The sequence below is a fragment of the Thermaerobacter litoralis genome, assembly GCF_054654595.1.
The window spans coordinates 334531-354793 of sequence record NZ_BAAIES010000008.1; the positions used below are offsets into that span (position 1 = coordinate 334531).

The window sequence follows — 20263 nt, forward strand, 5'->3', positions numbered from 1 at the left end:
TGACCGGGCGGCTGCCGCGCCGGGCCCCGACCTGGCCCGCCGGCCTGCAGCCGCCCCCACCCTCACTGGCCGCCGAACCACTTGGCGTAGATCTGGTCGTAGGTGCCGTCCGCCTTGAGCTCGTCCAGGGCCTGCTGGATCGCCTGGACCAGCTCGTCGTTGCCCTTGGCGACCGCGATGCCCACCGGGGCCGTCTCGAAGGGCTCGCCGACGAACTGGTACTTGTCACCCTCGATGTTGGCGTAGTAGCGGGCGACCGGTTCGTCCAGGATCGTGGCGTCGGCGCGCCCCACGTAGACCTCCTTCAAGGCGTCGGGGAAGGTCTGGAAGGTCTTGACCGTGGCGCCCTCGATGCCGCGGGCGATCTCCTCGTTGGTCGTGCCGATCTGCACCGCGATGACCTTGCCCTTCAGGTCATCCAGCGACTGGATGCCCTTGGGGTTGCCCTTCTTGACCACGATCATCTGGCCCATCTCGAAGTACTGGACGAAGTCGGCGCTCTTCTGCCGCTCCTCCGTGATGTTCATGGAGCTCATGACCACGTCGTAGCGGCCCGACTCCAGCCCCGCCAGGATGCCGTCCCAGTCGACCACCACGGCCTTGTGCTCGACGCCCAGCTTCTCGGCGATCGCCTTCCCGAGGTCGATGTCAAAGCCGATCAACTGGTTCGGGTTGTTGGGGTCGGGGAACTCCATGGGCGGGTAGGCGCCGTCGGTGGCGAAGGTCATGTAGCCCCGCTCCTTGATCTCGTCGAGCAGGGACTTGGCGCCGCCCGTCTCGCCGGTGCCCGTCCCCGTGCCGCTGCCGGTGCCGCTGCCGCTGGTGGTGCCGCCGCTGCCGCCCGTCGCCGGCTGGCCGGCGCCGCCGCATCCCGCCACGACGACCAGGGCCGCCACCAGCGTGAGGACCGCCCACCACCGGGCGATCCGCCGCTTACGACCGAACATTGCCAACACGTTCTCCCACCTTTCCCTGCGCAAACGCATAAAAATACGAGCAACACGTTTGAAAATAAAGATTCGGGGCGGGCTCGTCAACTCCTTGTGGACAAGGGTGATTTCCTGTCGTTTTTCGTTAGGCGGGTGGTTGCAGGCGGTCGAAGCCGGCAGCCGGGGAGGTTCCGGTGCGGGATTTCAGCCACCGGCGGACACCGACCGGCCTGGGCCCCGCCGCGTCGCCGGGCCCCCTGGCCAAAGGGAACGGCCTCGCCGTGGCGAATCGGTGACAGGTTACGTCGAAGGCCGGCAACGGCCAGGCCGGCCCGTTGGAGGAGGCATGGGCCTTGCAGTTCGAGATCGTCATCGTCGGTGGAGGCATCGTCGGGCTGCAGACCGCGTGGCACCTGCGCGAGGCGGGGATCCGGCGCATCGCGGTGATCGAGCAGGGGGCGGCCGGAAGCGGCGCCACCTCCCATGGCGCCGGGTTCCTCTCCCACTTCACCTGGAACCCGGTGGACGCCCGGCTGGTGCGGCGAAGCGCCGAGCTGTACGCGGCCCAGCAGGCGGAACTGGGCGGCTCGTTCTTCCGGGTCACCGGATCGTACCTCCTGGTCTCTCAGGCGCCGGCGGGCGCATCCGGCACCGGCCCGGCCGGCCCGGCGGGCCGCTTCAACGCCCCGGAGGCAGGCGCCGCCGCCCGCCAAGCGGCCGGCAACCCAAAGGGCCATCGCGCCACCGGCCGCCAGGACCGCCCCGACCAGGACCGTCAGGACCCGCCGGGGGCTGGGCAACCGGAAGGTCCCCTCCCGGATCCCGCCGCCGTCGCGGCCCAGATGGCCGCCCGGGCGGCCATGGTGCGCCGGGAGGGGATCGCCGTCGAGGACGTGGCGCCAGCGGAGGGCGCCGCCCAGCTGCCCGGCTGGAACTGGGCCGACGTGGTGGCCGCCTGGTTCGTCCCGGGCGACGGCACCCTGCTGCCCGGCGAGGTGGCGCGGACCCTGGCCCGCCGCCTGCGCCAGCGGGAGGTGACCGTGCTGGAGGAAACCGCCGTCGAGGAGCTGGGCCTCGGCCATGGCCGGGGAGGACCGGCCGTGGCTGGCGTCCGCACCGCCGCGGGCCCCATCGCCGCCGACGCGGTGGTGGTGGCCACCGGCGTCTGGACCCGGCCCCTGCTGCAGACGGCGGGCCTGGATGCGCCCATCAAGCCCTACCGCACCCAGCTCTCCTTCTGGGCCCTCCCCGAAGGCATGGACCCCGGCGACGTGCCGCCCCTCCACGACGTGACCGGGGAGTACTACTGGCTGCCGCGGGAAGGGCTTTTGGCCGTGGGCGACGGCACCCAGCTGGTCGAGCAGGATCCCCGCGCGTTCAGGCGCGAGCCCGATCCGGCCTTCCTCGAGGCCAGCCGCCGGCGCCTAGAGCACCGCCTGCCGGCGGCCCGGGGCGCCCAGCTGGTGCGGGGCTGGGCTCACCTGTGCGACGCGACCCCCGACCGGCGCCCGCTGCTGGGTCCTTACGGGGGCGTGGACGGCTTGCACCTGGCCGTGGGCTTCAACGGCTTCGGCGTGATGCGGGCGCCGGCCGTGGGCGAGCTGGTGGCCCGGTTCGTCCTGGGGGAGGAACCGGCCCTGGGCGGCCGGCCCCTGGAGGGAGCCGGAACCCTGCGGGCCGCGCGGTTCAGCGGCTTCGTGGACTTCCCGATGGCCCAGGGTTTCAACACCGCCGGTGAATCGCCGGCAGGAACCCCGCCCTCGGTTCCTAAGGAATAAGGATAGCCCGCGGCCCGCCCCGCGGCCCGGCCGGCCGCCGGCCAGGGGCGGTACCGCTCGACGGAGGTAGTGGGGTGTGGACAAGCAATCCCCGGTGCCCGCAAGCCCCGGGACGGGCGCGGTGAGCCCAGGGACGGGCACGGTCGACCTCTCCTGGTGCCGGGCGGAGTTCCCCGCCCTGCAGCTCATGGTCAACGGCCACCCGGCCGCCTTCCTGGACGGGCCGGGCGGCACCCAGGTGCCCCAGCCGGTCGTCGAGGCCATGGCCACCTACCTGATCAAGAAGAACGCCAACACCCACGGCGCCTTCTTGACCAGCCGGGCCACCGACGAGACCATCGCCGAGGCCCGGGCGGCCCTGGCCGACTTCCTGGGCGCCTCGCCCGGCGAGATCGCCTTCGGGGCCAACATGACGACCCTGAACTTCAACCTGGCCCGGGCCATCGGCCGGACCCTGCGGCCGGGCGACGAGATCGTCGTCACCGAGCTGGACCACGACGCCAACGTCAGCCCGTGGCTCGCCCTGGAGGAGCAGGGGGCGATCATCCGCTGGCTGCCGGTCGACCCGGAGACCTGCACCCTCGACCTGGACCAGCTGGCGGGCCTGCTGGGCCGGCGCACCCGGGTGGTGGCCATCGGCTGGGCGTCCAACGCCGTGGGGACGATCAACGACGTGGCCCGGGCGGTGCGCATGGCCCACGACGCCGGCGCTCTGGCGGTGGTCGACGCCGTCCATTACGCCCCCCACGGGCCCATCGACGTGCGGGCCATCGGGTGCGACTTCCTCCTCTGTTCGGTGTACAAGTTCTTCGGTCCCCACGTGGGCGTGCTGTACGGCCGCCGGGCGGCCTTCGAGGCGCTGGCCACCTACCGGGTGCGGCCCCAGTCGCCGTCGGCGCCGGAGAAGATCGAGACGGGCACGCTGAACCACGAGGGGCTGGCCGGGGCCGCGGCGGCCGTCGACTTCATCGCCCGCCTGGGGCGCCGCTACGTGGACGACTTCCGGCCCCTGCTGGGCGCCGCCACCGGGCGGCGGGCCGAGATCCTGGCGGCCATGCATGCCATCGAGGCCCACGAGGCGCCCCTGGCCGCGCGGCTGCGGGAGGGGCTGGCGAGCCTGCCCGGGGTGCGGGTGTACGGCCCGCCCGAGGGTCATCCCCGCACCCCCACGGTGTCCTTCACCGTGGCCGGGCATCATCCGGCCGACGTCGCCCGGTACCTGGCCGAGCGGGGCCTGTTCGTCTGGGACGGCGACTTCTACGCGGTGACCCTGATCGAGCGCCTGGGCCTCAAGGAGTCGGGCGGCCTGGTGCGGGTGGGCCTGGCACCTTACAACACCGCGGAGGAGATCGACCGGCTGCTGGCCGCCGTGGAGGAGCTCACCCGGAAGGGGTGATGGGGATGAACGCCGGGAGCGGGGATCCCGGCAGGCGGCGGGGCCGGCGGCGGCGCCGCCTGCGGCGGTACCGGTTCGTCCCCGTGGACTTCGAGACGTTCACGGCCTGGGCGGAGGAAATCGTCGACGACCTGCCTCCCCGCCTGCTGGAGGATCTGGAAGGCGGGGTGCAGGTCGACCCCGAGGCGCGGCGCAACCCGTCGGACCCGCCCGGGGTCTACCTGCTCGGGGAGTACATCACCGAGCCCTACCTGGGCCGGTTCATCCGGATCTACTACGGTTCCTTCGAGCGGGTCATGGCCGACGAGCCGCCCGCCGTCTGGTACGACGAGCTGGAGGAGACGATCCTCCACGAGCTCCGGCACCACGTGGAGGCGCTGGCCGGAGTCGACTGGCTGGGGCTGGAGGACCTGCGCCAGCTCCAGCAGCTCTGGGAGGAGGCGCGGCGGGGCGCCCGGGAGCGGGGCAAGCCCCCGGGTGCGGATCCCGGCCGGCCGGGTGGCGAGGGCGCACGCGCCGGCACAGGTGCCGAGGAAGCAGGCGGCGGCACGGGTGCTGAGGACGCAGGCGGCGGCACGGATGGCGACGGCAAGGGCCGCGGCAGCCCAGGCGGCCACGGTCCGGCCGGCGGCACGGGCCGCGACTCCGTCAAAGGTGACCGTCAAAGGTGACAAGGGAACGGACTCCGGGGACGAACGCGGCCCCGGGGCGCGCTGAATGCAGGCACGGCGGCGATGCAGGTCCGTGGCCGGCGCCCGCCAGCGTTCCACCCGGGCCCTGCCCTGAGCGGAGGGCCGCGCCGGCGACGCGCCGGTCCGCGTTGCATGCGGGGAGGAGGAAGCCGAGGTGAAGGGCCGTCAGGGACCCCTGCAGGGCATCCGCGTCCTCGACCTTTCGCGCGTGCTCAGCGGGCCGTACTGCACCATGATGCTGGCCGACTTCGGCGCCGACGTGATCAAGATCGAGCGCCCCGGGACGGGGGACGACACCCGGGCCTGGGGGCCGCCCTTCGTCAACGGGGAAGCGGCCTACTTCCTCGCGGTCAACCGCAACAAGCGCAGCGTGGTGGTCGACCTCAAGGCCCCCGAGGGCCGCGACCTGATCCGGCACATGGCGCGGCAGTGCGACGTGGTGGTGGAGAACTTCCGGCCGGGTACGGCCGCCAAGCTGGGCATCGGGCCCGAGGACCTGCTGCGGGAGAACCCGCGCCTGGTCTATGCCTCCATCTCGGGCTTCGGCCAGGACGGGCCGTATCGGGACAAGCCGGGGTACGACGCCATCGCCCAGGCCATGGGGGGCATCATGCACGTCACCGGCGAGCCCGACCGGCCCCCGGTGCGGGCCGGCGTGGCCATCGCCGACATCGGCGCCGGGATGTGGGCCGCCTTCGGCATCCTGGCCGCCCTGTGGGAGCGGGAGCGCTCCGGCCGCGGCCAGGTGGTGGACGTCTCCCTGCTGGAGGGCCAGATCGCCTGGCTGACCTACGTCGCCGGCAATTACTTCGCCACCGGCCAGGTCCCGCGCCGCTACGGCTCGGCCCACCCCAACCTGGTCCCCTACCAGGCCTTCGCGACGGCCGACGGCCACCTGATCGTGGCGGTGGGCAACGACAGCCTCTGGCGGCGCTTCTGCGAGGCGGCGGAACGGCCCGATCTGGCCGCCGACCCGCGCTACGCCACCAACGCCGGGCGCGTGGAGCACCGGGAGGAGCTCTTGCCCGAGCTCGAGGCGCTGATGCGCAGCCGGACCACCGCCGAGTGGCTCCGGCGCCTGGACCGGGCCGGGGTACCGGCGGGTCCCATCCTCAGCATCGCCGACCTGGCCCAGGACCCCCACGTGCAGCACCGGCAGATGATCGTCTCCCTGGAGCACCCGCGGGCCGGGGTCATCCGGGTGACGGGCATCCCCGTCAAGCTCTCGGCCACGCCGGGCGCCATCTACGCCCCGCCCCCCCTGCTGGGCCAGCACACCGACCAGGTGCTGGAAGAACTCGGCCTGCCGGCCGAGGAGCGCCGGCGGCTGCGGGAGGCCGGGGTGATCGGCTGACGACCGCCCTGGCGGCCTCCCCGGCGCAGGGCCGGGCCGGGCGGGGCGGAGGACGGGCCAGCGGAGCCGCCACCACATCTCGGCGAAGCCGGATCGAGGAGAGGTGAGCATCCCCTGCGGCGGGAGCCGGTGACGCGCAACCCTTCCTTCGACGAAGTCCTCGAGTCGCTGGGGGAGGTCCTCGAGGCCGCACCCGAGCGGATCTTCTGGCGGGGTCGCGACTACGCCGACGACGGGCGCGTGCTGGACCTGGCGTGGGGGCCGGGGCTGGCGCTCCGGGCGCAGGTCGAAGGAACCGCCCGCGAGCCGTACCGGGTCGCCGTCTGGTGGGACCCCACCTCCGACTGCTGGCAGGCGACCTGCTCGTGCCCGTATGAGGGGTGGCCCTGCAAGCACGTGGTGGCGGCCATCCTCCGTTTCATGGACCGGTTCGAGGCAGGGGAAGACCTGCCGGACGACCCCGGGACCACCGGGCCCACCGCCGCCGCGGCGGGTGACGGGGCGCCCCCGCCGCCTGGGACCCGGCCTGGGGAACCGGCAGGCGGCCCGGACCGCGCCATGGGTTCGGGCGGGCCGGCCCGATCCGTGGCCGCAAGCGGACGGGACCGGGTCCCGGCCCCCGGCGGACCGGACCGAGCCGTACCCTCTGGCGGATCGGCGCCTGCGCCCGCATCGTCTCCCCCGCCTGGACCGCCGGCATCGGCACCGCCAGCGGGCTCGGCGCCGGCCGGCCGGCCCGGTTCCGCCGGGTGGCGTGCCGAGGTGGACCGGTGGCTCGAGCGGGCGGGGTCGGATGCTCCGGCCGGCCGCGGCCCGCAGTCCGGCCGTGACGGCCACCCCGGTGCCGGGCCGCAGCCCGGGACCGACCAGGTGGTGGTCCGCCTCTATTTCTACCCCGACGGCCTGCGGATCGCCATCCACCGCGCCCGCTGGGGCAAGCAGGGGCTTGGCAAGGAGCGGCCGCTGCACTTCGACCCCCTGTCGCCGTGGCTGCCCTCGCCGGCCGGGCCCCTGCACCGCCTGCTCTTCCGGATGCTGGAGCATCCCGTCCCCCACCCGGGACGGCCGGGGGCCGCCACCTACGACCCCCTCTACGAGATCCCGCCCGGGATGGTCGACCTCTGCCTGGAGCTCCTCGGCCGGTTGCCCTTCGTGTTCGCCGGGGACGGGCGCGAGCCGTTGCGCATCGAGCACGAGCCCTACCGGGTCGAGGTCGTCGCCGTCCCTGCGGGGGACGATCTGACCCTCACCACCCGCTGGTTCACCGGCGACGGTCGGCCGTGGTCGCCGCCCGCCGGCAGCGTCGGCATCCCGGGCGAGCGCTACCTGTGGGTCCAATGGGGGCCGGTCCTGCGGCCCGTGCTCACCGCTGGCGACGTGGCCCTCCACCTGGCCGTGGGCGCCCGGCCGGTGACCGTCCCGGCCGCCGAGGTGCCCGACTTCATCGGCCGGTACCTGCCCCGGCTCCAGCGGCGGGCGCGGATCCAGCTGCCGGGCGTCTTGCAGCAGCAGATCCGCGACGGGGCGCCCCGCCCCGTGATCCTGCTGTCCGAGCAGGAAGGCGCCCTGGTGGTCGAGCTGGCCTTTGCCTACGGCGACGGCGAGCCCTCGATCCACGCCGGCGACGACGAGCCGGCCCTGGTGCCGGGAGGCGTCCGGGTCTGGTACCGCCGCCGCCCTGACCTGGAGCGCGCGGCGTGGGACGAGTTCGCCGCCGCCATGGCGGCCGTCAACGCCCCGCCCGGGCCCGACGGCCGGGCCCTGCTCTTCGGCGACCAGGCCCTCGACTTCCTGGCCGAGACGCTGCCTCGCCTGGCCGAGCGCTGGGAGGTCCGGGGGCAGGAACGGCTGGTCCGCTTCCGGGTGAGCCGCAGCCCCCTGCGATCCCAGGTCCGGATCGCCACCGGCATCGACTGGCTGGATCTGGACGTGACCTTGGCATCCCCGGAGGGCGCGGCCGGTTGGGAGGCGCTGCTCGACGCGCTGCAGCGGCACTCCCGGTACGTGCGTCTGGATTCGGGGGTCATGGCGCGCCTGCCCGAGGCGTGGCTGCAGCGGCTGGGCGTCCTGGCCGAGCACGCCCGCCATCACCGGCGGCGCCGGGGGGCGGGCGGCGAGCCGCGTTCGTCCGGGGAGGAACCGCTGCGCCTCAGCCGCTGGGCATTCGGCGTAGCCGCCCACCTGCTGGAGGCCGCCGACCGCCGCGAGGCGGACGAGGGCTTCCGCCACCTGGCCCGGCTGCTGGACGGCTTCGAGGGCATCCCCGAGATGCCGCTGCCCCGGGATCTCAAGGCGCGGCTGCGGCCGTACCAGGTCCGGGGTTACCACTGGCTGTGCTTTTTGCGTGACCACGGCCTGCACGGCATCCTGGCCGACGACATGGGGCTCGGCAAGACCGTCCAGGTCCTGGCCCTGCTCTTGGCGGAGAAGGAGGCCGGCCGGGCCGCGGCACCCAGCCTGGTGGTGGTGCCCACCTCGCTGGTCTTCAACTGGATCGAGGAAGCCCGGCGGTTCGCGCCCAACTTGCGGGTGCTGGCTTTGACGGGACCGCGGCGGGCGCCCCTGTTCCGCCAGGCCGGGGAATACGACCTGCTGATCACCACCTACCCCCTGATCTGGCGGGACATCGCGCACCTGGAAGCGCGCGACTACCACTACCTGATCCTCGACGAGGCCCAGCACGTGAAGAACCCGGACACCCAGACCTGGCAGGCCCTGCGGCGGCTTCGCGCCCGCCACCGGCTGGCCCTGACCGGAACGCCCGTGGAGAACCACGTCCTGGACCTGTGGGCCCTGTTCGAGATCCTGATGCCGGGGTACCTGGGCCGGCAGGAGGCCTTCGTGCGCCGGTACGCGGGGGCTGCCGCGGAGCCGGCCCCGGTGGACGGTCGCCCCGACCCGCGGGTGGCGGAGCTCCGGCGCCGGGTCTTCCCCTTCATCCTGCGCCGGGTCAAGGACGAGGTGGCCCGCGACCTGCCGCCCCGCACCGAGGTGGTGCAGTACTGCGAGATGCTGCCCGCCCAGCGAAAGCTCTACCGCGAGCTGCTGGCCGCCTACCGCGCCCGCGTCCTGGCCGAGGTCGACCGGGCGGGCATCGCCCGCAGCCGCATGACCATCCTGGAAGCCCTGCTGCGCCTCCGGCAGGCCTGCTGCCACCCGGCGCTGCTGGACCTTCCGGGCTGCCGCAACGCGGGCTCCGCCAAGCTGGAAGCCTTCCGGGAGCTGGTCCATCATGTGGCCGGCGGCGGCGGCAAGGTGCTGGTCTTCAGCCAGTTCACCAGCATGCTGGACATCCTGCAGCGGGAGCTGGACCGGCTGGGGCTGGGCTGGGAGCGCCTGGACGGGCGGGTCCGCAACCGCGAGGAGCGGGTGCGGCGGTTCCAGGAAGGCGACGTGCCGGTCTTCCTCATCAGCCTCAAGGCCGGCGGCACCGGCCTCAACCTGACCGCCGCCTCCTACGTGATCCACTACGACCCGTGGTGGAACCCGGCCGCGGAGGAACAGGCTACGGGCCGTGCCCACCGCATCGGCCAGGACCGGCCGGTGTTCAGCTACAAGCTGATCACCCGGGGCACGGTGGAGGAGAAGATCCTGCAGCTCCAGGAGCAGAAGCGGGCGCTGGCCGGCGCCCTGCTGGCGGGCGACGGCCAACTGGGCAAGGACCTGACCCGCGAAGACCTGGAGTTCCTGCTGGCGCCGGATTGATTTCCGGCGGGCCGTTCCGGCATGGTGGGACAGGACGGGCGCGGGACGGGAGCGGTGGGATCGGCACGTCCCCGCCCACGGACCCGGAAGAACCGGACGGTGGTACGCCCAGCCGGACGGACCGGCTCTGCCGGCGCGGCCGGACGCGCCGGCTCACGGCGGGGACGACGGGAAGAACCGGCCCGCAGCGTGCGAGGGAGGGAGCCCGGCGGCATGAGCAAGCGCGATGACGGAATCCACCAGGCAGAAGCGGCGGCCGCAGCGGCATCCCCGGCCGCGTCGAGGACGGGCGAACCCGGTTCGGATGCCTTCCCGGTGCCGCCTGACGTCCGGCGGCGTCGGCGGCGCATCGCCCTGGCCGTGGCCCTGGTGCTGGCCGCCGCCTTCCTGGTGGGGGTCCGGTCCATGGGGCACATCCTGGCCTCGGCACCGGCACCGGGCAAGCCTGCGCCCGACTTCACCCTGCCCCAGCTGGACGGCCCGCCGGTGCGGCTCTCCGACCTGCGCGGCCGGGTGGTGGTCCTCAACTTCTGGGCCTCCTGGTGCATTCCGTGCCGCGAAGAGACGCCGGCCCTCAAGGCCTTCTACCAGCAGTACGGCGACCGGGTGGCCTTCTACGCCATCAACGTCGCCGAACCCGTGGACACCGTGCGCGCCTTCCTGGCGGAGTTCGGCGCCACCTACCCCGTGCTGCTGGACCGGGACAAGACCGTTTACCGCCAGTATCGGGTCACGGGGTACCCGGAGACCTTCTGGATCGACGAGCAAGGGATCGTGCGGATTCACTGGCGCGGCCCCATGACCCTGGAAGACATGGAGCGCTTCTACCGGGAGACGGCCGCGGCGAGCCGTTCGAGCAACCCGCCGCCGGCCGGGTGAGCGGCGGGCGCGTCACCCGCCGAACAGGCCGTCCAGGATTGTCGAAAGGGTGCCGCGCTTGCCGCCCAGGATGCGGGGGTCGTATACCTCGGTGTAACCGCAGTGGAGGCACGAGACAAAAAGGTAGTGGTTGTGCTGGATGTCGAAGAGCTTGCTGAGCCCCGTACCGGTCATGGCCAATTCCTTGACCCGTGCCTGGTCGTTGCCGCACTTGCTGCACTTGAACCGCTCCTGGATCGACGCCGCCACGTCCACCGGCACCGCCTCCTTCGCTTCGGGCAGGATCCCGACCGGGTCGCGTCGCCATCGGGTCGTCATCAGGGCAAGGATTCGGCCCGGGGTGCGCGGCCTCCTGTAACGTCCACCGGATGGCGAATGGATCGACGAAGGGATAGAAAACGGCCCGGGGCACCGGCATCCGCATGACCCATGCTGGATGCCGGTCGCCGCCGGGCCACATCGGACCGCCAAGCCTGGCGGGTCGCCCGTAGGGGCGCCTGCGCACCAACTCCGGCGCTCTGGTTCCAAGCGCCTTGAGGTGTTACGCCACCTCGTAGCCGGCGTCCTCGACGGCCTCCCGAACCCGGGTGTCGTCCAGGTCGCCCTCGTAGGTCACCGTCACACGGCCGGTGGCCAGGTCGACCTCCACATCCTTCACGCCCGCAATCCCGGAGATCGCCTTCTTGACCGCCGACTTGCAGTGGTCGCAGGACATGCCCTTGACCTGGTAGACCCGCGTCGCCATGGGATCCCCTCCTTGCATGCGACCGGCAGGCCCTGCAGGGCCCGACCGGATGCCCCCGGCGTTTAGGATAGCCCCAGGGGACGACTCCCCTGACGGAGCGGCTCCAAGCGGAACATACCCCGTAGGGGTATTCTGCATTCATGGTAGACCAGGGTCTCCTGCCCTGTCAAACCCACCTATCGCCACCAGCCTGGGCCAATGTTTGCACCCACCGTTGACTCGATATACCCCATGGGGGTATGATCGTGGCGAACGTCGCGTGAGTCCACGTCGAAGGCGCACCGCGGAACCAACGGGAGGGAACCACTTGACCGGCCGAAACGAGAGTGTGGCGACCGAAGACGCACGCCGGCAACCCGCGGGGGCAGCCGGTCATCCTATCCGTGAACACTGCCATCCCGTGGTGCAGGCCGGGCTCCACGATGATCGCGGTCCCGATGAACCCGGCACCGGCGGCACCGGACGGAACGCGACCGGTGCCGCCGGCGGGAGTGGAACGGACGCCGCCGGAAGGGGCGACGACGGCGCGGGCGGGGTGCAGGCGGGCGGGAACCGGCAGCGCCGGATGACGCCCTACGCCGACCGCAAGAAGCTGCTGGACCGCCTCCGCCGCATCGAGGGCCAGGTCCGCGGCCTGCAGCGCATGGTGGAAGAGGAGCGCTACTGCGTGGACGTGCTGGTCCAGGTGGCGGCGGTACGGGCCGCCCTGGACGCCGTCGCCCTGCAGCTCCTCGAGCAGCACACCCACCACTGCGTCCAGGAGGCCGTGCGCAGCGGCGACGGCGACGCCGCCATCGACGAGGTCATGGCGGTAGTACAGCGGCTGCTCCGGACCCCGTAGCCACGCCGTCTTCAGCCCGCTGGCCTGTTCACAGCAAGACAGCCTGTAAGGAGGTTCCCCCATGGCCGATACCAGCTTGCTTCACCAGCGCGCCGGCGCCGGGACCGGCCCCACGCCTCGCCCCGGCCCGGGTACCGGCACCGGCGACCGAACCGGCGACGGCGTCAGCCACCACACCGGCCACGGTACCGGCGGCCCCACCGGTCCCGGCAACGGCACGGTGGGCAACGGCACGGTGGACGGCGCCCGGAACCCGCGTGCCAGCGCCGACGGTGCAAGCGCCGCGACACCCTCCGCCTCCACGGCCGAGGTCACCCTGCCCATCGAGGGCATGACCTGCGCCGCCTGCGCCAACCGCATCGAGCGGGGGCTGAAGAAGATGGACGGCGTCGCCGACGCCGCCGTCAACCTGGCGCTGGCCCGGGCGCGGGTCCGGTTCGACCCCAGCCGGGTGACGGTGACCGACATGGCGGCGCGGGTGCGTGACCTGGGCTACGATGTGCCCCTGCAGCAGGTGCGCCTGGCCATCAGCGGCATGACCTGCGCGGCCTGCGTCAACCGGGTGGAACGGGCCCTGCGCCGCGTCCCCGGTGTGGCCGAAGCCGCGGTGAACCTGGCCACAGGCACCGGCACCGTGCGCCTGCTCCCCGGCACGGCCTCGGTGGCCGACCTGGTGGGCGCCGTCCGCGACGCCGGCTACGAGGCGGAGCCAGTCGGCGAGGCCGGCGACGAGGCCGAGGCGGCGCGCCAGCGCGAGATCCGCGGGTGGTGGAACCGGTTCGTCCTGGGGGCCGTGCTGTCGCTGCCGCTGCTGGTAGCCATGGCCGCCCACTTCTTCACGTGGCACGGGCCGGTGTTCGACCTTCTTCAGAACGGATGGCTGCAGCTGGCCCTGGCCACGCCCGTGCAGTTCTACGTGGGCTGGATCTTCTACCGTGACAGCTACTTCAACCTGAAGAACCGGAACGCCAACATGTCGGTGCTGGTGGCCCTGGGCACCACGGCGGCCTACGCGTACAGCGTCGTGGCCCTGCTCTGGCCGGGCCTGGGCATCACGGGGCTGTACTTCGAGATCAGCGCCATCCTCATCACCCTGGTGGCGCTGGGCAAGTACCTCGAGGCCGTGGCCAAGGGGCGCACGTCGGCGGCCATCAAGAAGCTCCTCGGCCTGCAGGCGCGGACGGCCCGCGTGATCCGCGACGGGCGCGAGGTGGACGTCCCCGTGGAGGAGGTGGCCGTCGGCGACGTGGTGGTGGTGCGGCCCGGCGAGAAGATCCCCGTGGACGGGGTGGTGCTGGAAGGCCGCTCCGCGGTGGACGAGTCGATGCTCACGGGCGAGAGCCTGCCCGTGGAGAAGGGCCCCGGCGACGAGGTGATCGGCGCCACCGTCAACACCACGGGCACCTTCAAGTTCCGCGCCACCAAGGTCGGGCGGGACACGGCCCTGGCCCAGATCGTGCGCATCGTGGAGGAGGCCCAGGCCTCCAAAGCGCCCATCCAGGCCTTTGCCGACCGGGTGTCCAACGTCTTCGTCCCGGCGGTGATGGCGCTGGCCGGCGTGACCTTTGTGGGGTGGCTGGTGGCGACGGGCGACCTCACCCGGGCGCTGCTGGCGGCCACGGCGGTGCTGGTCATCGCCTGCCCGTGCGCGCTGGGCCTCGCCACGCCGACGGCAGTGATGGTGGGGACGGGGCGCGGCGCGGAGAACGGCATCCTCTTCCGCGGCGGCGAGCACCTGGAGGCGACGGCCACCCTGGACGCCATCCTGCTGGACAAGACGGGAACGCTCACCGTGGGCAAGCCGTCGGTGACGGACGTAGTGGTGCTGGAGGCGCTGGAGGCGCTGGATGCCGGTCCGGGCGTTGACGGCGACGTGGTCGAGGATGCGGCCGAGGATGCCGGCGAGGCCCCAACCGGTGCCGGCGCCAGCGGGAACGCCGCCCCGGGCGGTGACGCAGCCCCCGGCCGCGGTGGGGCCGGTTCCTCCGACCTGGATGCCGCCCAGCGGGCCCTGTTGCGGCTCGTGGCGTCGGTGGAACGGGCCTCCGAGCACCCGCTGGCCGCCGCCATCGTGCAGCGGGCCCGGGAAGCCGGCCTCGACCTGGACGAACCGGAATCCTTCGAGGCCATCCCCGGCCACGGGGTGCAGGCGCGGTTGGCCGGCCGCGACGTGATGGTGGGCAACCGGCGGCTGATGGAGGCGCGGGGCGTCGCCGTGGACGCCGCGGCGGACCGGCTGGCCGCCCTGGAGGAACAGGGCAAGACGGTCATGCTGGTGGCGGTGGACGGCCGCCTGGCGGGCCTCATCGCCGTGGCCGACACCCTCAAGGAGACGGCCCCCGAGGCGGTGGCCGCCTTGCACGAGATGGGCCTCGAAGTCTGGATGATCACCGGCGACAACGCCCGCACCGCCCGCGCCGTGGCCCGGCAGGCGGGGATCCCCGAAGAGCGCGTCCTGGCCGAGGTGCTGCCGGCCGACAAGGCCGCCAAGGTACGGGAGCTGCAGGAGCGGGGCCTCAAGGTCGCCATGGTGGGCGACGGGATCAACGACGCCCCCGCCCTGGCGGCGGCCGACGTGGGCATCGCCATCGGCACGGGGACCGACGTGGCCATCGAGGCGGCCGACGTCACCCTGATGCGGGGCGACCTGCGCACCCTGGCCGCCGCCATCGACCTCAGCCGCGCCACCCTGGCCAAGATCCGGCAGAACCTGTTCTGGGCACTGATCTACAACACCCTGGGCATTCCGGTGGCCGCCCTCGGCTATCTCAGCCCGGTGCTGGCCGGCGCGGCCATGGCCCTGAGCTCCGTCTCGGTGACGACCAACTCCACCCTGCTCAAGCGTTTCGATCCCATGCGGCGCTTCCGCCGCCAGGAAAGGGGCCGCCCAGCATGAGCCCGCACGGTAGCATGAAGCGCCAGGGCGGTTCGGGGAACCAGGGCCCCCGGCGCCAGAGGCAACCGGGTCGAGGAGCGCCGGAGCAGGAGGCCTCACGCCAGGTAGCTTCCGCCCGCCAGGCAGGGCGCCGGCCGCGGGGACGGCGCTTGTCCCGCACGGGCGCCGGCCGCGCCCGGGGGCTGCGGATTGCGTGGATGGTGGCGGTTCTGGCCGTCCTGGTGACCGCCGGGGTGCTGGCCTGGAGCAGGGCCGCTTCCTCCCCCGCCATCCGCCATGTCCACGGCATGACCTTCGACCCCCGGGATCCCGGCAGGCTCTGGGTCGCCACCCATGACGGTCTACTGGTCTGGGAGGAACCCGGCCGCTGGCGCGGGCGCGTGGGGCCGGTGGTCGACCTCATGGGCTTTTCGGCCGCTCCCGACGGGACCCTCTATGCCAGCGGCCATCCGGGACCGGGGCTCGACCTGGCCAACCCCCTGGGGCTGGCCCGCAGCGCCGACGGCGGGCGGACCTGGGAGCCCCTCAGCCTGGAGGGCGTCGTCGACTTCCACGCCATGGTGGCCAGCCCCGCCCGCTCCGGGCTGATCTACGGCTACTTCTACGGCGACGGCCAGTTCTACCGCAGCGAGGACGGTGGGCGGACGTGGACCCGCACCCCCGCTCCGGACCTGGCCGGGCCCCGGGGTCTGGGTCCGCTGCAGCTGGTGGCCCATCCGACCGATCCCGCAACGCTGCTGGCAGCCGGGGAGAACGGGCTGCTCCTGAGCACGGACGGCGGGCGAACGTGGGAACCGCTGCGGAACGGGGTGGTGACGGCGGCGGCCTTCGTTCCCGGAACGGACCGTGGGACGGGAGCCGGAACCGGCACCGGAACGGGCGGCAACTCGGACGCCGGAACGGGCGGAAACCCGGACGCCGGGCCCGCCCCCATTCTGGCCTATGAGCTGTCCACCGGCCTGCTGCGTTCCGACGACGGCGGGCGCACCTGGCAACCGGCGGCGCCGGGGGGCGGTGCCGGCCTGCTGGCCGATCCCAACGATCCCCTGGCCGCTCTGGCGGTTCATCCCAGCCAGCCGCAGGGCCTCTACGCCATCTCCATGACGGGCAGTCTCTGGCGCAGCACCGACGGCGGCGGAACGTGGGAGAGGGTCTGGGCACCGGAATGACGCGTCACGCGCCCAATATCGGCTCCCATCGCACCCTTCTTGCGCTCAGGCCATAGGTTGCGGACAGGTGGGCCACGTCCCGCGTGGCCCCACCTGTTATCGCCAACGATCCCTGGCAGACCTGTGGCGAAAGGAGCGGTGTGCGATGCCCATGCCGGACGTGGCGGCGCAAAAGGGTCACCTCGGGCATGCCACGGCGCCCCCCTGCCTACCGCTGGCCGCGGACACCCACCACACCACCCGGGTGGCGGGCCGGCACCCCATCGCGACCAGCGTGGCCGCGTCGCAGACGGCGTTCCCCGATCCGTCCGTCCCCGAACTTCGTCCCGGTGTCGCCATCCTGGCACGCGGCGACGAGGACCACTTTCAGGACGCCCTGGTCGCGTCCCCTCTGATGCATCACCCGCGCAACGGGCCGATTCTGCTGACCCTCCCTGACGAACTGGACCCGCTCGTCCGCGACGAGCTCCTCCGGCTGCGCCCTCCGGGTGTGGGCGCGCAGCCAGGGCACGGCACGGCGCCCGGTGCGGCGGAACAGGCCGGAACACCGGCGGGTATGGTTGCGGAGGGGACGGACTCCGGTCCCCTGCCGGAACCCGGGCCGGCGCCCGCCCCCGGTCCGGCGGAAGGCACGCACCAGGGTCCCGTCCAGGTGTTCCTGGTCGGCGACTTGTCGCACGCCGTCGAGCACCAGGTCCGGCGGCTCGGCTTCCGGTCCCTGCGCCTGCGAGGCCGCAACGTCTTCGAGACGGCCGCCCAGGTGGCGCAATTCGTCGGTGTAGGCAGGACCGTCGTCGTCGTATCCGGCGAAGAGTTCGCCGAGGGGCTGGCGGCGGCGGCGTGGTCGGCCCACACGGGTCAGCCCATCCTGTTGACGCGCCGTGACACGCTACCCCTGGCCACGGCACGGGTCATCGCCCTCGCCCGCAATCCCAACGTCTACATCGTGGGCAGCGAGCGGACCGTATCTCGAGAAGTGGAGCGAGCCATCCGAGGTCTGACGACCGGTCTGGTCCACCGGATCAGCGGGGCGTCACCCTTCGCCATCTCCGTGGAACTGTCCCGCTTCCTCAGCCCGGCGGGCGACTTCGGCTGGGGCAAAACCGAACCCGCGGGTCACTTCTTCCGTTTCTCCGCCGTCGACGCCTGGCAGTCCGCCATCGCCGGCAACCTTTTCTCGCACCTCGCCTCCCACGCGCCGCTGCTGCTGGTTGAACGCGGGCAGGTCCCCGACGTGGTCCGCACCTATATCCTGAGCGTCAACCCTCGCCACACGGAGCCCGCCCCTCCGTTCATGCACGGCTACATCGTCGGCCCGCCCGGCGAGGTGGCCTGCCGGGTCCAATTCGAGCTGGAGGTGCTCCTCCGCACGGTCATCGAATGAAGCAGGCCGGCCGCATCAGGCCGGCCCGTCCGCCAAGGAGAGGCATGGCGCCCGCCGCCGGCGGCCCATGCCTCTCCCCTTGCTCAGCCCGCTCTCCCGCCGCTCACTCGAGCCGCAGTCGCCGCAGCAGCATCGCGTTGACCGCCACCGCGACCGTCGACAGGCTCATGAACACCGCGCCCATGGCCGGTGAGAGCAGGAGTCCCCACGCGGCGCCGGCGCCTGCCGCCAGTGGCAGGGCGACGGTGTTGTACCCGGTCGCCCAGAACAGGTTCTGGACCATCTTCCGGTAGGTGGCTCGCGATACTTGCAGCGCACCCGCCACGTCCAGCGGATCGTCTTCGATCAGGACCAGGTCCGCCGACTCGATGGCGACGTTGGTACCGGCTCCGATGGCCACGCCCAGATCGGCTTCCAGCAGCGCCGGGGCATCGTTGATGCCGTCGCCCACAAAGGCCGTCGGACCTTCCTGCTTGAGCTGGCGAACGATCTTCGCCTTTTCTTCCGGCAATACCCGGGCGTGGTACCGCTGGATCCCCAGTTCCGAGGCGACCGAGCGGGCCACCGCCTCCGCGTCGCCGGTGATCATCACGACCTGGATGCCCATCTGCCGCAGCCTGTGCACGGCCTCCCGGGCCCGCCCCCGCACTTTGTCGGCCAGGGCGAACAAGGCCAGTGCGCCCTGCTCGTCCATCAGGGCGATGACGCTCTCGCCGCGAGCTTCCGCTTCATCCAGACCCCGGCGCAATGCGACGGGCAGTTCCAGCCCGAGCTCGGCGATCCACTCGGGGCGACCGATTCGATAGACCTTCCCGCCCACCGAACCGACCACCCCCTTGCCGGCGACCACCCGGAAGTCCTCCACCGCCGGGACTTGCAGATTCCGCTGGTCCGCCAGTTCGACCACCGCCCGGGCGAGGGGGTGCTCAGAACGCCGTTCCAGCGCCGCGCCGATGCGCAAGGCTTCCTCTTCCGGCAAGCCGGCTGTGTAGATGCCGCGCACGCCGAACTTGCCTTCCGTCAGCGTGCCCGTCTTGTCGAAGGCGACGATCTTCAGGTCCCGTGCCCGCTCGAAAGCTTCCCGGTTCCGCACGAGGATGCCCGCGCGCGCCGCCATCGACGTGGCGTTGACCGTCACCAGCGGAATCGCCAATCCGAGGGCGTGGGGGCAGGCGATGACCAGCACGGCCACCGCCCGCGTCAGCGCGAAGTCCAGGGGCTCCCCGGACGCCCACCAGGCCAGGAAGGTCAGGGCGCCGGCGCCGATGGCGATGTAGGTCAACCAGCCCGCCGCCCGGTCGGCCAGGTTCTGAAAGCGGCTGCGGGACGCCTGGGCTTCCCGCACCAGGCGCTGGATCTGGCTCAGGGTCGTGTCGTCGCCGGTGCGCGTGACCCGGACCGTCAGGGCGCCTTCGCCGTTGACCGACCCGGCGACCACCTCGTCGCCCGGTTCCTTGGGAACCGGCCGCGATTCCCCGGTCAGGAACGCCTCGTTGACACTGGAGCTGCCTTCCTCGACCACACCGTCCACCGGTACCTGCTCGCCGGGCCGGATCAGAATGCGATCCCCTTCCTTCAGCTGTTCCACCGGCACGTCGGTCACCGTACCGCCTTCCAGCTTGTGGGCCCGGGAGGGTACCAGCGCCGCCAGGTGCTCCAGCGCCCGGCTGGCTCCCTGGACCGACGACATCTCGATCCAGTGGCCGAGCAGCATGATGGTCACCAGTGTGGCCAGCTCCCAGTACAGCGGCATCCCCTTGAAGCCAAAGGTCACCGCCACGCTGTAGACGAAGGCCACCGTGATGGCCAGCGAGATGAGGGTCATCATGCCCGGGGCGCGCGCCCGCAGCTCGTGAGCCGCGCCTTTGATGAACACCAGTCCGCCGTACACGTAAATGGCAGTGGCCAGGAGGGCTTGGACCCATTCCGCCCCGGGAAGTTGGACCGCCCGGTAGCCCAGCCATTCCTGGGTGAGGGGTGCGAAGTAGAGGATCGGCACGGTGAGAGCAAGACAGACCCAGAACCGGTCCCGGAACATCTCCGGGCTGTGACCCGCGTGCTTGTCGTGGGCGCCGTGGTGGTCATGGGCACCGTGATGATGGTCTACACTTTGCGCGTCGCGGAGGTCACGGCCGTGGACACCTTTCTCAAGCCCTTGGGCTTCGGATGCAGAGACGGCCCTTTGAAGTGGAGATCGACCACCGTCGCTCCGGGAAGGCTTGTCCTCCGGCGAAACACTCTTCGCCGCAGGATGGGAAGGGTGGTGATGGTGGTGATGCGGGTGATGGGGTGGATGGGAGTGCACCGGATCGTGCGGGGCGTGCTCACCGCGATGGCGGTGTGGGCTCGATTCATCCATGTCATCGACGACCTCCTATGACCCTATGACCGGCCCGGCCACCTGGGGGATGACGGCTGTCGACGACACGATACCCCTACGGGGTATCACAGCCATGAATAACTTACCATCCGACGAGTGGGGAAGCAAGACGAGA

At 72.2% G+C, this 20263-nt stretch carries 15 protein-coding genes; 11 read left to right on the forward strand and 4 right to left on the reverse strand.

The genetic code is table 11. The annotated features are described in order from the left end of the window. Positions 1-62 precede the first annotated feature (62 nt). Positions 63-947 carry a basic amino acid ABC transporter substrate-binding protein gene (locus tag ACYQ02_RS06650; protein ID WP_460039772.1) on the reverse strand — a complete coding sequence of 295 codons (885 nt, stop codon included), beginning with the start codon at positions 945-947 and terminating at the stop codon, positions 63-65. Positions 948-1282: 335 nt separating this feature from the next. Here ACYQ02_RS06650 and ACYQ02_RS06655 point away from each other — a divergent pair, with 335 nt between their 5' ends. From ACYQ02_RS06655 to ACYQ02_RS06680, 6 genes are all read left to right on the forward strand, one after another. After that, positions 1283-2707 carry an NAD(P)/FAD-dependent oxidoreductase gene (locus ACYQ02_RS06655; protein WP_460039660.1) on the forward strand — a complete coding sequence of 475 codons (1425 nt, stop codon included), beginning with the start codon at positions 1283-1285 and terminating at the stop codon, positions 2705-2707. A gap of 76 nt (positions 2708-2783) precedes the next feature. Next, positions 2784-4103, forward strand: a complete 1320-nt coding sequence (locus ACYQ02_RS06660; RefSeq protein WP_460039661.1) for a cysteine desulfurase-like protein — start codon at positions 2784-2786, stop codon at positions 4101-4103. A 5-nt stretch (positions 4104-4108) separates the two neighbouring features. After that, on the forward strand, positions 4109-4774 hold the full coding sequence (locus ACYQ02_RS06665) for a metallopeptidase family protein (protein WP_460039662.1): 666 nt from the start codon (positions 4109-4111) through the stop codon (positions 4772-4774). Positions 4775-4949: 175 nt separating this feature from the next. Then, positions 4950-6149 (forward strand): CaiB/BaiF CoA transferase family protein, encoded by a 1200-nt coding sequence (locus tag ACYQ02_RS06670; RefSeq protein WP_460039663.1) that lies wholly within the window; start codon positions 4950-4952, stop codon positions 6147-6149. Between the two features lie 129 nt (positions 6150-6278). Further along, a complete protein-coding gene (locus ACYQ02_RS06675; protein ID WP_460039664.1) occupies positions 6279-9854 on the forward strand; it encodes a DEAD/DEAH box helicase in 3576 nt (1191 codons plus the stop codon). 213 nt (positions 9855-10067) lie between these two features. Continuing rightward, positions 10068-10733 carry a TlpA family protein disulfide reductase gene (locus ACYQ02_RS06680; RefSeq protein ID WP_006903541.1) on the forward strand — a complete coding sequence of 222 codons (666 nt, stop codon included), beginning with the start codon at positions 10068-10070 and terminating at the stop codon, positions 10731-10733. A gap of 12 nt (positions 10734-10745) precedes the next feature. Here ACYQ02_RS06680 and ACYQ02_RS06685 read toward each other — a convergent pair whose 3' ends face one another. Both ACYQ02_RS06685 and ACYQ02_RS06690 read right to left on the reverse strand, forming a co-directional pair. Continuing rightward, positions 10746-10988, reverse strand: a complete 243-nt coding sequence (locus ACYQ02_RS06685; protein ID WP_460039665.1) for a zinc ribbon domain-containing protein — start codon at positions 10986-10988, stop codon at positions 10746-10748. Between the two features lie 286 nt (positions 10989-11274). After that, on the reverse strand, positions 11275-11478 hold the full coding sequence (locus ACYQ02_RS06690; protein WP_006903539.1) for a heavy-metal-associated domain-containing protein: 204 nt from the start codon (positions 11476-11478) through the stop codon (positions 11275-11277). A 307-nt stretch (positions 11479-11785) separates the two neighbouring features. On the opposite strand from ACYQ02_RS06690, the gene ACYQ02_RS06695 reads away from it, so the two are divergent. The 4 genes from ACYQ02_RS06695 to ACYQ02_RS06710 all read left to right on the forward strand — a co-directional run bounded on the left by ACYQ02_RS06695 (position 11786) and on the right by ACYQ02_RS06710 (position 17768). Further along, complete coding sequence (locus ACYQ02_RS06695) at positions 11786-12319, forward strand: metal-sensitive transcriptional regulator (RefSeq protein ID WP_460039666.1); 534 nt, start codon at positions 11786-11788, stop codon at positions 12317-12319. Between the two features lie 61 nt (positions 12320-12380). Then, entirely contained in the window at positions 12381-15215 is a 2835-nt protein-coding gene (locus ACYQ02_RS06700) for a heavy metal translocating P-type ATPase (RefSeq protein WP_460039667.1), read from the forward strand. Between the two features lie 149 nt (positions 15216-15364). Beyond that, on the forward strand, positions 15365-16384 hold the full coding sequence (locus tag ACYQ02_RS06705; RefSeq protein ID WP_460039668.1) for a F510_1955 family glycosylhydrolase: 1020 nt from the start codon (positions 15365-15367) through the stop codon (positions 16382-16384). Between the two features lie 145 nt (positions 16385-16529). Continuing rightward, positions 16530-17768 (forward strand): cell wall-binding repeat-containing protein, encoded by a 1239-nt coding sequence (locus tag ACYQ02_RS06710; protein WP_460039669.1) that lies wholly within the window; start codon positions 16530-16532, stop codon positions 17766-17768. Between the two features lie 103 nt (positions 17769-17871). Here ACYQ02_RS06710 and ACYQ02_RS06715 read toward each other — a convergent pair whose 3' ends face one another. After that, on the reverse strand, positions 17872-19806 hold the full coding sequence (locus ACYQ02_RS06715) for a heavy metal translocating P-type ATPase (protein WP_460039670.1): 1935 nt from the start codon (positions 19804-19806) through the stop codon (positions 17872-17874). An 18-nt stretch (positions 19807-19824) separates the two neighbouring features. Here ACYQ02_RS06715 and ACYQ02_RS06720 point away from each other — a divergent pair, with 18 nt between their 5' ends. After that, positions 19825-20148 carry a hypothetical protein gene (locus ACYQ02_RS06720; protein WP_242823239.1) on the forward strand — a complete coding sequence of 108 codons (324 nt, stop codon included), beginning with the start codon at positions 19825-19827 and terminating at the stop codon, positions 20146-20148. Positions 20149-20263: the final 115 nt, after the last annotated feature.

Bases quoted from the DNA above. Each gene is read 5' to 3' on its own strand.
- ACYQ02_RS06665 (WP_460039662.1), top strand. From the start codon at position 4,109: ATGAACGCCGGGAGCGGGGATCCCGGCAGGCGGCGGGGCCGGCGGCGG.
- ACYQ02_RS06680 (WP_006903541.1), top strand. From the start codon at position 10,068: ATGAGCAAGCGCGATGACGGAATCCACCAGGCAGAAGCGGCGGCCGCA.
- ACYQ02_RS06650 (WP_460039772.1), bottom strand. From the start codon at position 947: ATGTTCGGTCGTAAGCGGCGGATCGCCCGGTGGTGGGCGGTCCTCACG.
- ACYQ02_RS06715 (WP_460039670.1), bottom strand. From the start codon at position 19,806: ATGTTCCGGGACCGGTTCTGGGTCTGTCTTGCTCTCACCGTGCCGATC.
- ACYQ02_RS06710 (WP_460039669.1), top strand. From the start codon at position 16,530: ATGCCCATGCCGGACGTGGCGGCGCAAAAGGGTCACCTCGGGCATGCC.
- ACYQ02_RS06690 (WP_006903539.1), bottom strand. From the start codon at position 11,478: ATGGCGACGCGGGTCTACCAGGTCAAGGGCATGTCCTGCGACCACTGC.
- ACYQ02_RS06700 (WP_460039667.1), top strand. From the start codon at position 12,381: ATGGCCGATACCAGCTTGCTTCACCAGCGCGCCGGCGCCGGGACCGGC.